This is a genomic window from Varibaculum sp. GTC20041, assembly GCF_055387755.1.
Genome location: NZ_AP041144.1, coordinates 333,712 through 346,600, shown reverse-complemented (window position 1 = coordinate 346,600; position 12,889 = coordinate 333,712). Strand labels below are relative to the sequence as shown.

The window sequence follows — 12,889 nt, the reverse complement described above, 5'->3', positions numbered from 1 at the left end:
ACCTCGTCGCCGCTATCGAAAGTTCAGTTACTTCTTTAGCACCTGGTGGTAGGCCGCCAAATCGAGCACCCCGTTGCCGGAAAGTCCGATCAAGAGTGCCTGACCGTCACGAGCCTGCCCCGAACGGATAAAGTCCAGAGCGCCGGCAATCGCGTGGGTAGATTCGGGGGCGGGAATAATCCCCTCGGCACGCGCGAACTCCAGACCGGCCGCAAAGGTTTCTTCTTGCCGATAGGCGCGCGCCTCCATTAATCCCAAGTGATAGGCGTGAGACACCATCGGCGCCATCCCGTGATAACGCAAGCCACCAGCATGAATCGGATCAGGAACGAAGTCATGCCCCAAGGTGTACATCTTCATTAGAGGCGTCAGTCCCGACATATCCCCAAAGTCGTAACGATATTCGCCTTGGGTGAGCGAAGGACAGGCAGCCGGCTCGCAGGCCACTACCCGGGCGTTCTTGCCTTCACGCAGATTCTCTCCAATAAAGGGAGTAGCCAGACCGCCCAGGTTAGATCCTCCCCCCGCGCATCCGAATATGAAGTCCGCTCCGGATTCTCCGGCTGCTGCCAGCTGGGATTGCGCCTCCAGGCCGATTACCGTCTGGTGGATAATCACTTGGTTCATAACCGAGCCCAAAGCGTAGTGAGCTTGCGGATCCGAAACCGCAGATTCTACGGCCTCCGAAATCGCCATCCCTAAAGACCCGGAAGTATCGGGATTTTCGGCTAGGATTTTACGCCCCGACTCGGTTAATTCGGAGGGTGAGGCGTGACATTGAGCGCCATAGACTTCCATTTGCAAGCGTCGATAGGGCTTATGGTCATAGGAAGTACGTACCTGCCACACTTCGCATTGCATCCCCAGCATCGAGCACGCCATCGCCAGGGACGCTCCCCACTGGCCGGCACCAGTTTCCGTGGTGAGCCGCTTAATCCCGGCCACTGCATTGTAGTAAGCCTGCGCTAATGCCGAGTTCGGTTTATGGGATCCGGCAGGAGAATTACCTTCATATTTGTAGTAGATACGACATTTGGTACCTAATTCCTGCTCGAGGTTATGAGCGCGATAAAGCGGTGCAGGACGGAAATTAGTGTACAGTTCCCGAACCCGCTGAGGAATATCTATATAGCGTTCCTTACTCAGCTCTAGTTCGATGAGGCCGGGGGCAAATAGCGGTTCTAAATCTTTCGCGGTAATCGGTTGGCGGGTCTGCGGGTTCAGGTAGGGAGGCATCGGCTCCGGGAAATCAGCGACCAGGTTGTACCAGCGAGAAGGGATATGGCTATCGATCGGAAATCCTAAAGGCTGGATTTTGGGGTTATCAGTCATTTTATGCTCCTCAATGAAATATCACTTCTATTAAATAGTTTCCGCTGGCGGGAGACAAAAAAATACCCGCCACTGGGCGGGTTAAACAAATGCCTGAAAGAAAGGACCCGCCTAGGCGAGCCACCACCACTGAATCGATTTGATCGCTGTTTCTTTCATGGCTCCATGCTAGCGAAAACGTGAAAGCAACTACAAGCCGTTTCAATAATTGGTGTTTTGCTTTTCGGGGCTTTAGTCTGAACGTAGCCATCAAGAGCAGTGCAGAGACCTGGCTCGCGCACTGCAGCAACCGATAAGACGGTGCTAATGCCAGGACCGATGGGAAGGAACTTATGAGCAACGCTAAAGCGGAAAATCCGTTGATTGAGCTGCGGGATGTTTACAAAATTTATCCCCGCAAAAAGCAAGACAAGCTACATGCCCTCGACGGTATCTCCCTGAAAATTGGAGCCGGGGAAATTCATGGCATCGTGGGGCAATCCGGAGCCGGAAAATCTACGCTGATTCGTTGCTTGACTGCGCTAGAACATCCCACTTCGGGGGAAATCTTGGTGGCAGGACAAAATCTTTCTAACCTGTCTGAAAAACATTTGCGCCAGGCTCGTCGCTCTATCGGGATGGTGTTTCAAGCAGCTAACCTGCTCGATTCACGTACTGCCGCCGGCAATATTGCCTACCCACTGTATTTGGCGGGGCAAAAACGCGGGGCACGCCATGAGCGGGTACAAAATCTCCTGGATTTGGTGGGACTGCATGATCGGGGTTCCTCTTACCCCTCTCAGCTTTCCGGGGGGCAACAACAGCGAGTAGGGGTCGCCCGGGCACTTGCCGATGAACCCCAAGTGTTGCTATGCGACGAACCTACCAGCGCTTTGGATACGGAATCGACCCAGCAGATCCTGCATTTAATTAAAGATGTGCATGACCGCTTGGGGGTCACCGTAGTGATCATTACCCACGAAATGAGCGTGATCCGCGAGATTTGCACTCACGTGACTTTGCTGGAGCGTGGGAAAGTCGTGCAGACGGGTTCGGTAGCGGATGTAGTCAAGTCGCACTCTTCGCGGCTGGCTAAGGATCTGGTTCCGCCTCCAAATGTTGATGACGAGGTTACTCTGGATGGCGAACCCGCCTCGGTAGTGGATATTGCTTTTACTTCTTCGCCAGGAGTGCCCACCGGATCGAAAGTTATGGATCTGGTTGCCCAATTGGGCGGAGATATCGTGGCCGGAACTTTTGAGACTGTGGGAACCACACAAGTGGGCCGCTTAGCTGTCGGGGTGAAATCTACAGGACTGGACGCTTTTATCCGCGAAATGGAAAATCATCACATCTATACGGAGGTGCGAGCATGAGTCTTACCGCTACTACCTCACAGGTTGTGTCCATGATGCCCTTAGCTGCGGATAGCTCTGGCCGCTGGTTTTCCAATCCGGTGATTACTAATAATCTGCTAGATGCCACTTTAGAAACCATTTATATGTCGCTTTGGTCGGGATTATTCTCGATTCTGCTGGGATTGCCTATTGGTCTGCTGCTGGTGGCGACCGCTCCCGCGGGGCTACTGTCAGGGTCTAAAGTCGCGCGTGTGCTCTACTCGGTGCTGGGATTCATCGTGAATGTGGGGCGCTCCCTACCCTTCGTCATTTTGATGATTTCGATTCTTCCCTTTACTCGTCTACTGGTGGGCACCACTTTGGGATGGAAAGCGGCAGTAGTTCCGCTAACACTCGCGGCGGCACCATTCTTCGCCCGCCTGGTGGAATCCAATGTGCAGGGGGTAGAGGACGGCAAACTAGAAGCCGCGAAAATGGCGGGTGCCTCTAACTGGCAAATCATGATGGGGGTGCAGGTGCGCGAGGCGCTACCCGCCCTCATCCAGTCAGTTACCGTCACTTTGATTTCTTTGATTGGCTATGGGGCGATGGCAGGTACTTTAGGTACCGGTGGTCTGGGCGCTCTGGCCATAAACTATGGTTACAACCAGTTTATGGGTGACGTGATGCTAATCGTGGTTATCGACATCCTGCTGATCGTAGTCATCGTACAGTGGCTAGGCGATATGCTTAGCCGGCTGGTAGATCACCGCTAAGGGAAAACCAGTCGGAGATTCTTACCGCTCTTAGCGGTTTTCGATAAAAGTTATTTTTTCTGGAGTGGCACTTGCTATCCAGGAATCCCCCTCCCTAGTCCATTTCGTAGACGCTGGTGAGGGCGGGTAAGAAAACTTTGTAAACTACCTAAAAACTACTTATAAGGATATTTAAAATGAAAACTTGGAAGAAAATTGTGGCCGCAGCTGGAGCTGCCGGCTTAGCACTGGGACTTGCAGCTTGCGGTGGAAGCGATTCTGCTGGCGGCGACACCAAACTGATCGTAGGGGCTTCCCCTGATCCACATGCGAAGATTTTACGTTACGTGGCCGATAACTTGGCTGAAAAGCAGGGCATCGAGTTGGAAGTCAAAGAATACACCGACTACGTCCAGCCGAATGAAGCCTTAAACTCTGGGGATCTGGATGCCAACTATTATCAGACGGTTCCCTACTTCGATGATCAGACCGCCAAGAACAAATGGCAGTTCGAGCATGGCAAGGGAATCCACCTAGAGCCGCTTGGAATTTATTCCGAAAAGCTGAAAGATATTAAGGAGCTGAAGGACGGCGCCAAGATTGGGATCATCAATGACCCCACTAACCAGGCGCGCGCCCTAAAACTACTGGCTGACAATGGTTTAATTAAATTGCCGAAGGATGAAAAGCAGCAGAAGGTATCGGTAATTGCCAAGTCTAAAGAATACAATCCCCGCGGATTCGAGCTGCCTGAAGTAGAAGGTCCGCAGCTAGTGCGCGCCCTAGCTGACTTAGATATCGCCGTCATCAACGGTAACTTTGCTCAACTTGGAGGCAAAAATCCCTCTGAAGCCTTGATCCTGGAATCTACCAAGAATAATCCTGCGCTAAATATTTTGGTTTGGAAAAAGGATTCCGAAAAGACCGAGGCGATTAAGAAGCTGGACACTTTGCTGCACTCTCCGGAAGTCAAGGCGTTCATCGAAAAGGAGTGGGCGGATAAGGCAGTACTCCCTGGTTTTTAATCCGACTAACCTAGTCGCTTTAAAAATCTGATCGCTTTAAATCTAAGGGGTGCGGGTTCGAAGAAAATCTTCGAACCCGCACCCCTTGTATATCTACAAGTAGTTACGACTACTAGTCAGCAACCACCTATAACGGCCAGAAATAATTTTCAGCTTTCAAGTTCTTACGCTGTTTTGCGTACAATCAGGCGAGTGGCTACTTGGTTTTCAATCGCATCCCATTTTTTACCATAGTTTTCTTTATCAAAGAAGAATTCAACGTGCTCTACCAGTCGCTTAACAGCTAAGCTGGCCAGTTCCTCCCGGTCTTGCCGCACGGTGGTTAGTTCCACATAGGGTTCGGAGGCAATCGGGGTGTCATCGAAACCTATCACTGCGATTTCCTGGGGAATATTTACGCCTTCTTGCCACATCCGAATCATGAATCCTTGCGCACACAGATCGTTAAAGCACATCACTGCGCGCGGCATCTCTCGTTCTCCGGTGCGAACCTGTCGTAATATCTGATCGGCAACCCGCGCCCCATCACCGGTATTTTGCCCGCCTTGATAGATCCGCAACGAAGGACTTTCATCTGCGGTTAAACCCCGATCTGCAAGGCATTGCTTAAAGGTGGCTTCCCGTACGTGCGCATTGGTTTGATTGTCCCCCCTGATATGTACAATGTCACGAAAGCCCTGTTCCCACAGGTAGTCAAAGGATTTTTTAATCCCATAGGCATCGTTAGACACCACAGCATCCACACTGGTGGAACCAACTTCTTGGCACAAGGTAATTAGGGGAATCACTGCCGCAATTTTTTCTAAATCCTCGGCAGAAAGTTTGGTACCTATTAGCACAATCCCCTCACAGCGGTCTTGCATCAAGGACTCGATGCAATCCATTTCGCTGCGCTGCCCCACACAACCAGCTGCCACCAGGCGATATCCGTGTTTTTCGGCGTAGCGGTAGAGCGGATCCATAAGCGATATTTGGAACTCTTGCTCCATATAGAACACCACACCCAACAGATGTGTACGTTCCAGGCGAATAAGGGCAGCCTGCCGATCGGGTCGGTACCCCATTTCAAAAGCGGCGCGCTGTATTTCCGCGCGTCGCTTATCTGAGACTCCGGGTCGCCCAGACAGCGCAACAGACACCGTGGAAATGGCCGCTCCCACTTCCTTGGCCACATCGGAGATAGTTAGTTTTTGTTTCATAGTGTTGCTTTTAGATTATCGCTAAATAACCCTAGAAGCGGCGAATCGCAACCGCTGAACCACATTTTGGCGTTAACCGATAGCGTCCTAGAATACACATTGCTTTTACCCGAATACGCGCAGGTAAACCGGGAGGGTTTAATCTCTTAGACTGCTATTTCCTAAGGACAGCAACCCTAAAAGGTAGTTTTCCGAGGACGCCAGCTACGCCCTCGGAAAAACCAATTCCTATCGATTTATCGAATAACGATTACTGTCCGAATTCGCTCTTTACCCGGGCAATCATCTTCTTGTTGATTTCGTCGGCGCGGTCATGCCAACCGAATACACACAGAGATAGCACCCCATCGAAGTTCATATCCCGCAGGGTGCTAAACAGCTCGTCCCAGGGAACTTCTCCCATCCCGATCTCATTGTGCTGGTGTACCCGCGCATCAACTCCCGGAGGATTAATTACGTAACGATTGCCATCGAAGGCCTTGTGGTTGAATACATCGGCGATATGTACTTCTTTGAGTAGGTCACCAGCAGAACGCAGCATCCGTTCCACATCACCTTTACCGTCTGAAAGGTGGAAGGTGTGCGGGGCGCAGTATTCATACCCAATCCAGGGCTTATTTACTCCGCGGATCAGGTTGATGGCCGGATCATGTAGCTCCACGAAGTCATAGGGGTGCGCTTCCATCTGCAACTGGATCCCATATTTTTCGAAATCCGGGGTGAGTTCTTCAATAGACTTGTACCACTGATGCTCGCAGCGCCGCGGAGTGTTAGGGTCGCCAGAAAACTCTGAAACGATCTCACGAACGTCTAGCTGATCGGCAATTTCTAACAGCCTACGCCAGTTGCGCACCTGGGCTTGCCGTTCTTCTTCATCTACGCTGGACCAGTTGAAAACCGGGTTCAAGGTAGCGATCTTGACCCCAGATTCTTTTTGCGCCTTATTCAGTTCGGCCACATAGGCGTCATCGGCTTTGGGGTAGTGATGCCAAAAGTGAAAATCTGCTGTGGGCGACAACTCCACGTAATCAAACCCTAGCTCCCGGGCTTTATGCAGGGTTTGCGAAACTGGCATGAACCAGTAATACATATTGGGGTCGAGGGCGATCTTGACCATTTATTCATTCCTTGTACTTGGCGGTGACTTTATTTCGCAGGGCGGTTTTCGAGGTTTCTCCCGCAGGCAGTGGCCTCTTCGCTCCGCTTTTTTATTGGACATCCTCAGTTTAGCCGAAACGTTTCGCTATGTCGAGACCCTACCGAGTTTCCCCTTTACAGACTCTGCTGCCACTCAAGTCTGCCTACCTTTATTTAACGCGCGTTAAAGGAGGCTGTCAAGAATGTTACTCAGTTAAATTTTCTCGAGTGAAGTAGCGCCTCTGGTCTACCCTTGTTCGCTAGATGCGTGTTTGCCCAATAAAATACCTATTTCCCTAGGTTAGTTTGTAAAGTAGATGCATAGAGGGCAAAATGCGTCGCCTAGCGCCGCCAACCCACAAGGTCACTCACAGAAAGAAGGAACGGAAAATGGAAACCGGCAACGCTTCCAGCGTCCAGGAATCAAACGACCCGAAAGAACGGGTGGCGCTCAATCGTCAACTGGCGCAAATGCTAAAGGGTGGCGTGATTATGGACGTTACCACCCCCGAGCAGGCGCGGATCGCAGAGGATGCGGGCGCGGCAGCCGTTATGGCACTAGAGCGCATTCCCGCAGATATCCGTGCCGCCGGCGGTGTTTCCCGGATGAGCGACCCAGCAATGATCAAGGGAATCCAAGAAGCAGTTTCTATCCCGGTAATGGCGAAGTGCCGCATCGGGCATTTTGTAGAAGCACAACTGCTAGAGGCTATCGAAATCGACTATATCGATGAATCAGAAGTGCTCTCCCCCGCCGACGATATCTACCACATAGATAAAACTCAGTTCAAAGTACCTTTCGTGTGTGGGGCACGTAACCTGGGCGAAGCGCTACGCCGCATTGGTGAGGGCGCAACCATGATTCGCACCAAGGGTGAGCCGGGAACTGGTGACGTCGTGCAGGCAGTTACCCATATGCGCGCGATGAATGCTGAGATTCGGCGGATTTCCAGCCTGCGCGAAGACGAACTTTTCGAAGCCGCCAAGCAGCTAGAAGTACCGCTATCGCTACTGAAAGAAGTACACGATTCCTCGCGCCTACCGGTAGTAAACTTCGCTGCTGGTGGGGTAGCCACCCCAGCCGATGCGGCTTTAATGATGCAGCTAGGTGCCGAGGGCGTGTTCGTAGGCTCCGGGATTTTCAAGTCCGGCAATCCCGCTAAACGTGCCGCGGCCATCGTCAAGGCAGTCACTAACTTCAAAGACGCGAAGCTGATTGCGCAGTTGTCCGAAAACTTAGGGGAAGCCATGGTGGGCATCAACGAAAACGAAATTGACCTGCTAATGGCCGAGCGCGGAAAGTAATTCCCTGCAACAGAAACGGTAAGCGAAACTCAATGGAAAAAGTTGGCGTTCTGGCAGTTCAAGGTGCCTTCATTGAACATGAACAATGCCTAGAAAAACTAGGGGCTCAGGTAATTGAACTGCGCGAAGCTGCAGACCTAAAGACCGGTTTTAACCGCCTGGTATTGCCGGGCGGGGAATCCACGGTGCAATCAAAACTCCTACTTGAACTGGGAATGGCGGAGCGGCTCCGAGACATGGTCAAAGCCGGGATGCCGGTGCTAGGCACCTGTGCCGGATTAATCTTGTTGGCCAAACAGATTATGGGTAAACGTGATGTCGATCGCCTGGCGCTCGGCACCTTGGACGTGACCGTGGAACGTAATGCCTATGGACGCCAGCTTGGTTCCTTTAATACCCGGGCTGCTTTTGCGGGAATGGAAGATCTGCCAATGACCTTCATTCGCGCTCCTCGCATCAGTAAGCTCGGCTCGGGCGTGGAAGAACTCGGACGAGTAGATGGGAAAATTGTAGGAGCGCGGGCCGGAGGTCAAATCGGGGTCACTTTTCACCCCGAACTGACCGGCGACCCGCGCCTACATCAAATGTTCTTGAACCTTTAGTTTTTTAGCTACTATTAGCCTTCTTCGCGCTGGAAGCTCATCGTGGCTTCATAATGTCCGGACTCGCTCGGCCAACGGGTAGTAATTGCCTTGGCCTTGGTGTAGAACTTCACGCCCTCGGGGCCGTGAATATGAGTGTCACCAAGCAGGGAGTCTTTCCAGCCACCGAAGGAGTAGTAGGCAACCGGGGTCGGGATCGGGACGTTGACGCCCACCATTCCGGCCTCAGCCTCGAGAGTAAACTTGCGTGCTACCCCGCCGTCATTGGTGAAGATGGCAGAGCCATTACCGAAGGGCGAAGAGTTAACGATTTCGATAGCTTCTTCATAGGTATCGGCGCGGGTAATTACCAGCACCGGACCAAAGATTTCCTCGTAATATGCGGGCGCATCCTTGGGGCAGTTATCGATAATGGTCGGCCCTACGAAGTAACCGTTCGGGTAGCCCTCAGGGCGGAAGCCGCGACCATCACGCACGATGGTTGCCCCGCGTTCCTCAGCATCAGTAATGAGCCCTTCGATACGCTCCTGAGCCTTCTTGTCAATCACCGGCCCCATCTCGCAGCCTTCGACCATGCCCTGATCCACATGGATCTGATCTGCGTGAGCTTTAACTTTCTCGGCTAGTTTTTCCCCAGCACTGCCAACCGCGACTACCACCGGTAGCGCCATGCAGCGTTCACCAGCCGCACCGAAAGCAGCAGCCGAAATATGTTTGGCGGCGAAATCAATATCTGCATCCGGCATCACAATCGCGTGGTTATTTGCCCCGCCCAGCGCCTGAACGCGTTTACCATGAGCAACCCCGGTGTCCTGCACGATATGGGCAACTGGAGTGGATCCCACAAACGAAATCGCATCAATTCCGGGGTGCTCCAGAATCGAGGTAACCAGGTTACGGTTTCCAGTCAATACCTGATAAATACCGTCCGGCAATCCCGCTTGCTTGTATAGTTCGCCGGTCAAGAGGGCAGCGGAAGGAGTGGAGGAGGCAGGCTTAATAATAATCGCGTTACCAGTAGCGATAGCTAGAGGGTGCATCCACATGGGTACCATCGCGGGGAAGTTGAACGGGCAGATACCTGCTACCACTCCCACTGGTTGCCGCACGGTGAAGATGTCAACGCCGGTAGAAATCTGGTAGGAATGTTCGCCCTTCATATTGGCGTTAATTCCACAGGCGTAATCTAGGGTTTCCCGGCCGCGCTGGATTTCCCCGATCGCATCCGAGTAGTTCTTGCCGTGTTCCTGCACGATGAGCCTTGCCATCTTGTCCTGGTTTTCCAAAACCAGGTGCCGCATCTTGAACATAATGTCCACGCGTTTGGCTAGTGAGAGTTTTGCCCACTCTTTTTGAGCTTTTTTAGCAATTTCTACTGCGTGATCCAGATCTTCACTTGATGCGGAGGGAACAGTAGCTACTACTTCACCTAGCGCCGGATCTTCAATTTCAATTTCTCCGGCAGGTTTACCCTGCGCATATTCACCGTTAATCCAGTGTTGCAGCTGTTTTACCATTGTCAGTATCTCCTTCGATTTCCGCTGACCCTATCGCCGGCCATGCCTAGGCTATTAGCATTACCGCTACTAGCATTACCGTGACTAGCTTAATTGTCCTTACAAAGCCTACTCTAATCGACTTAAGTCCCAGACACAACCGCTAGGGTTACTTAACCCTTGCTCGCTACGGAGAAACCTACAGAACCACTCCAAAACGCTAACACCAGGTTTAGGCACTCTCCTCTTTTAATTAGCGATTGGAATCAGAGGAGGCAGCGCAGATTAGCGCACCCACTCCCCGTTTTAGGGCTCGCCCTCAAAATACAGTTAGGATTACAACGTGTTCCAAAAATTCCCCTACTCCCCCCAAAAGGTGTACCGGTTCGGCGTCACCGTAATGGCAATCAGCCTTTTATCCCTAAGCGCTTGCAGTCCCGCCACCGACCACCACGATTTCTCTGCAACCAAGAAAATCGCTAGCAGCTCCACTCCTAGCGTTACCGCTAAGGATTCCCCTAGCCCAGCTTCCCCTCCCACCTCGCCCTCGACCCCCGATCCAGAACCTAAAAAGATACTGGCAGGAAAAACTATCGTAATAGATCCCGGTCACTCTAACGGGCAACATTTAACCAATAAAGTCCCTGATGGACGCGGAGGAAGCAAAATATGCAACACGTCGGGGACTGCAACTAACAACGGATATCCTGAACATACCGCCAACTGGAAAGTTGCCCTGATTGTCCAAGCTGAACTGCAAGGAAAAGGGGCAAGCGTTCATCTGACTAAAAAAGATGACCATACGGATAAGGTATGTGTCGATCGGCGCGGACAAATCCCGAACGAGAAACACGCCGATGCGTTCCTATCTATCCACGCCAATGGTTCCCAATCACCAACCCCTCACGGATTCTTCGTCATGGTTGCGAGTCCGCCCCTAAACTCTGCCCAAGGGGAACCGTCAAAACGCCTGGCACGCGCCGTGTCCTCGGGATTACAGGTGGCAGGGCTTAGCCCTTCAACGATTTACGGTTCCGCACCCCTGCCTCGCTCCGACCTCGCAACCCTAAATTTTGCGAAAGTACCAGCAGTAATGGTGGAGCTAGGCGAAATGAGGAACCCTCAAGACGCTCAAAGATTATCCAGCCCTCAAGGGCAAAAACAGTACGCTTCCGGCCTCACAAAAGGACTCATTAGTTACCTTTCCGCCAGCTCCGGCAAAAACTAACGCAGCAGCTAGTAGCTATCAGCAAAAACGATCCCTCGCCCTCAAATCGTTTGCCTACCCAAAATCAACATCAAAGCCCCAAACACCCCAGAGGAATCACCGCAATCCCGTCTTTTCGCATATAAGCCTGTTTTCCACCATACAAGACAGCGGCAGCTCGCATTTTTTCGCCGACACGTTCGCGCAACCAGAGTAAATGCTTAACGTCATGGTCAGTGACCCGATTCGCGGTTTTGACTTCCAAGGCAACTATTGCCCCTCCTCGTCCTTGCAAAACCAAATCGACCTCATGCTCACCTGCGCGGGTACGGAAATGCCCTACCGTAGCTTCTAGAGCTTGAGCAAAGACCCTAACGCATAGCACAGCCAAAGACTCAAACAGGGCACCGTACATATTAGCCCCGGCAGGAGTCAGTAAATCCTGAGACTCTAAATCCAAGAGACGAGCTGCAAAGCCAGGATCTACTAGATGATGCTTAGGGCTGCTGGTCAAGCGTTTCCACCCCGAACCCAAAGGCTGCCAAGCTTCCAGAGGCTCCAAAATCCAGAGTTTGGTCAGGAAATCTCGATAGGTGCGGGTAGTTTCGGAACTGGGTTTATCCCCCTCGCCAGCAGTAGCCCCTTCTAATATCTGCGCATAGGACGCGGTAGTCGCGGTAGCCTGCGCATAAGAACGCAACCAAGCTCGCAAAGTGTGCGGAGTGCGGGTGAAATATCCTTGAGTAAAGATATCTTTATCCATCACGTCACGCAGATAGGAATCTACCGCCAAGCGCAAAGCGCGCCCAGTTAATTGTTGAAATCCGGGCAGCCCGGTTTGACAGATGGCATCAGCGTAATCAGAGGCAGTTAAGTCACTGCTACCGGTTATCGCTTGCTCACCGGCGAATAGGTCACGCAAACTGACGGTGGGGGTAGTAATTCCTCGTTCGGAAAGGGTTAAAGGTCGCATTCGTAAAGTTATGATTCTGCCCGCTCCCGAATGGGTTTGTACCCCGGGTTTGGGGCTGGCGGAACCTGTTAGCAGAAAACTTTCGGGACGTGCACCAGCATCAACCGCGCGGCGAACGGTGTCCCAGGTTTCTGGCAATAGTTGCCATTCATCCAGGAGAACTGGGGGTGGTTGTTGTAGGAAAATACGCGGGTCTGCTTGCAAGATAGTGCGAGTATCAACTTGGTCTAACTGGTAGGTAGTGCGGGCGAGTCGCTGGGCGGTCTCCGTTTTCCCCACTCCTTTAGCTCCTGCTATACACAGTGCAGGTAATTGGGGAAACACTTGGGCAATCTCATAGTCAATTACCCGTTTTAAGTAGTCAGACATATTTTTACTATAGCCTATCCACCTGTTTGCCGGAAAGTTATCTGCCTATTTGCCGGATAGTTATCCACCTGTTTGCCGGAAAGTTATCTGCCTATTTGTCGGAATAACCGGTGATTCCAAAAAGCAAGCACCTAAACGCACCCCAACTAGAGTCAGAAAACACGAGCAGAGGA

General features: G+C 52.0%; 11 protein-coding genes. 6 read left to right on the top strand and 5 right to left on the bottom strand.

Features of this window, described 5'->3' with window-relative positions; genetic code table 11:
* Positions 1-27: 27 nt before the first annotated feature.
* Positions 28-1,332 carry a TrpB-like pyridoxal phosphate-dependent enzyme gene (locus ACZ5BI_RS01360; protein ID WP_464896459.1) on the bottom strand — a complete coding sequence of 435 codons (1,305 nt, stop codon included), beginning with the start codon at positions 1,330-1,332 and terminating at the stop codon, positions 28-30.
* A 332-nt stretch (positions 1,333-1,664) separates the two neighbouring features.
* Between ACZ5BI_RS01360 and ACZ5BI_RS01355 the strand changes: the two genes are divergently transcribed.
* The 3 genes from ACZ5BI_RS01355 to ACZ5BI_RS01345 all read left to right on the top strand — a co-directional run bounded on the left by ACZ5BI_RS01355 (position 1,665) and on the right by ACZ5BI_RS01345 (position 4,428).
* Positions 1,665-2,687 carry a methionine ABC transporter ATP-binding protein gene (locus tag ACZ5BI_RS01355; protein ID WP_464896458.1) on the top strand — a complete coding sequence of 341 codons (1,023 nt, stop codon included), beginning with the start codon at positions 1,665-1,667 and terminating at the stop codon, positions 2,685-2,687.
* The gene (locus ACZ5BI_RS01350) at positions 2,684-3,424 is read left to right on the top strand and encodes a methionine ABC transporter permease (protein WP_464896457.1); all 741 of its coding nucleotides are present in this window, start codon (positions 2,684-2,686) and stop codon (positions 3,422-3,424) included. Before ACZ5BI_RS01355 ends, ACZ5BI_RS01350 begins: the two co-directional genes overlap by 4 nt.
* A gap of 176 nt (positions 3,425-3,600) precedes the next feature.
* A complete protein-coding gene (locus ACZ5BI_RS01345) occupies positions 3,601-4,428 on the top strand; it encodes a MetQ/NlpA family ABC transporter substrate-binding protein (RefSeq protein ID WP_464896456.1) in 828 nt (275 codons plus the stop codon).
* Positions 4,429-4,592: 164 nt separating this feature from the next.
* On the opposite strand, the gene ACZ5BI_RS01340 is transcribed toward ACZ5BI_RS01345, so the two are convergent.
* Positions 4,593-5,627 (bottom strand): LacI family DNA-binding transcriptional regulator, encoded by a 1,035-nt coding sequence (locus ACZ5BI_RS01340; RefSeq protein WP_464896455.1) that lies wholly within the window; start codon positions 5,625-5,627, stop codon positions 4,593-4,595.
* A 250-nt stretch (positions 5,628-5,877) separates the two neighbouring features.
* The gene (locus ACZ5BI_RS01335) at positions 5,878-6,744 is read right to left on the bottom strand and encodes a sugar phosphate isomerase/epimerase family protein (RefSeq protein ID WP_464896454.1); all 867 of its coding nucleotides are present in this window, start codon (positions 6,742-6,744) and stop codon (positions 5,878-5,880) included.
* A 410-nt stretch (positions 6,745-7,154) separates the two neighbouring features.
* Here ACZ5BI_RS01335 and pdxS point away from each other — a divergent pair, with 410 nt between their 5' ends.
* Both pdxS and pdxT read left to right on the top strand, forming a co-directional pair.
* A complete protein-coding gene (pdxS, locus tag ACZ5BI_RS01330; RefSeq protein ID WP_316694718.1) occupies positions 7,155-8,069 on the top strand; it encodes a pyridoxal 5'-phosphate synthase lyase subunit PdxS in 915 nt (304 codons plus the stop codon).
* A gap of 32 nt (positions 8,070-8,101) precedes the next feature.
* On the top strand, positions 8,102-8,671 hold the full coding sequence (pdxT, locus tag ACZ5BI_RS01325) for a pyridoxal 5'-phosphate synthase glutaminase subunit PdxT (RefSeq protein ID WP_464896453.1): 570 nt from the start codon (positions 8,102-8,104) through the stop codon (positions 8,669-8,671).
* Between the two features lie 14 nt (positions 8,672-8,685).
* Here pdxT and ACZ5BI_RS01320 read toward each other — a convergent pair whose 3' ends face one another.
* Positions 8,686-10,188 (bottom strand): CoA-acylating methylmalonate-semialdehyde dehydrogenase, encoded by a 1,503-nt coding sequence (locus tag ACZ5BI_RS01320; protein WP_278606121.1) that lies wholly within the window; start codon positions 10,186-10,188, stop codon positions 8,686-8,688.
* 322 nt (positions 10,189-10,510) lie between these two features.
* Here ACZ5BI_RS01320 and ACZ5BI_RS01315 point away from each other — a divergent pair, with 322 nt between their 5' ends.
* Entirely contained in the window at positions 10,511-11,395 is an 885-nt protein-coding gene (locus tag ACZ5BI_RS01315; RefSeq protein ID WP_464896452.1) for an N-acetylmuramoyl-L-alanine amidase, read from the top strand.
* Between the two features lie 70 nt (positions 11,396-11,465).
* On the opposite strand, the gene ACZ5BI_RS01310 is transcribed toward ACZ5BI_RS01315, so the two are convergent.
* A complete protein-coding gene (locus tag ACZ5BI_RS01310) occupies positions 11,466-12,716 on the bottom strand; it encodes an ATP-binding protein (RefSeq protein WP_270626979.1) in 1,251 nt (416 codons plus the stop codon).
* Between the last annotated feature and the right edge of the window lie 173 nt (positions 12,717-12,889).

What these genes read in the sequence shown, in the direction of transcription:
- ACZ5BI_RS01360 (WP_464896459.1), bottom strand. Translation starts at nt 1,332, where the DNA reads ATGACTGATAACCCCAAAATCCAGCCTTTAGGATTTCCGATCGATAGC.
- ACZ5BI_RS01355 (WP_464896458.1), top strand. Translation starts at nt 1,665, where the DNA reads ATGAGCAACGCTAAAGCGGAAAATCCGTTGATTGAGCTGCGGGATGTT.
- ACZ5BI_RS01350 (WP_464896457.1), top strand. Translation starts at nt 2,684, where the DNA reads ATGAGTCTTACCGCTACTACCTCACAGGTTGTGTCCATGATGCCCTTA.
- ACZ5BI_RS01345 (WP_464896456.1), top strand. Translation starts at nt 3,601, where the DNA reads ATGAAAACTTGGAAGAAAATTGTGGCCGCAGCTGGAGCTGCCGGCTTA.
- ACZ5BI_RS01340 (WP_464896455.1), bottom strand. Translation starts at nt 5,627, where the DNA reads ATGAAACAAAAACTAACTATCTCCGATGTGGCCAAGGAAGTGGGAGCG.
- ACZ5BI_RS01335 (WP_464896454.1), bottom strand. Translation starts at nt 6,744, where the DNA reads ATGGTCAAGATCGCCCTCGACCCCAATATGTATTACTGGTTCATGCCA.
- pdxS (WP_316694718.1), top strand. Translation starts at nt 7,155, where the DNA reads ATGGAAACCGGCAACGCTTCCAGCGTCCAGGAATCAAACGACCCGAAA.
- pdxT (WP_464896453.1), top strand. Translation starts at nt 8,102, where the DNA reads ATGGAAAAAGTTGGCGTTCTGGCAGTTCAAGGTGCCTTCATTGAACAT.
- ACZ5BI_RS01320 (WP_278606121.1), bottom strand. Translation starts at nt 10,188, where the DNA reads ATGGTAAAACAGCTGCAACACTGGATTAACGGTGAATATGCGCAGGGT.
- ACZ5BI_RS01310 (WP_270626979.1), bottom strand. Translation starts at nt 12,716, where the DNA reads ATGTCTGACTACTTAAAACGGGTAATTGACTATGAGATTGCCCAAGTG.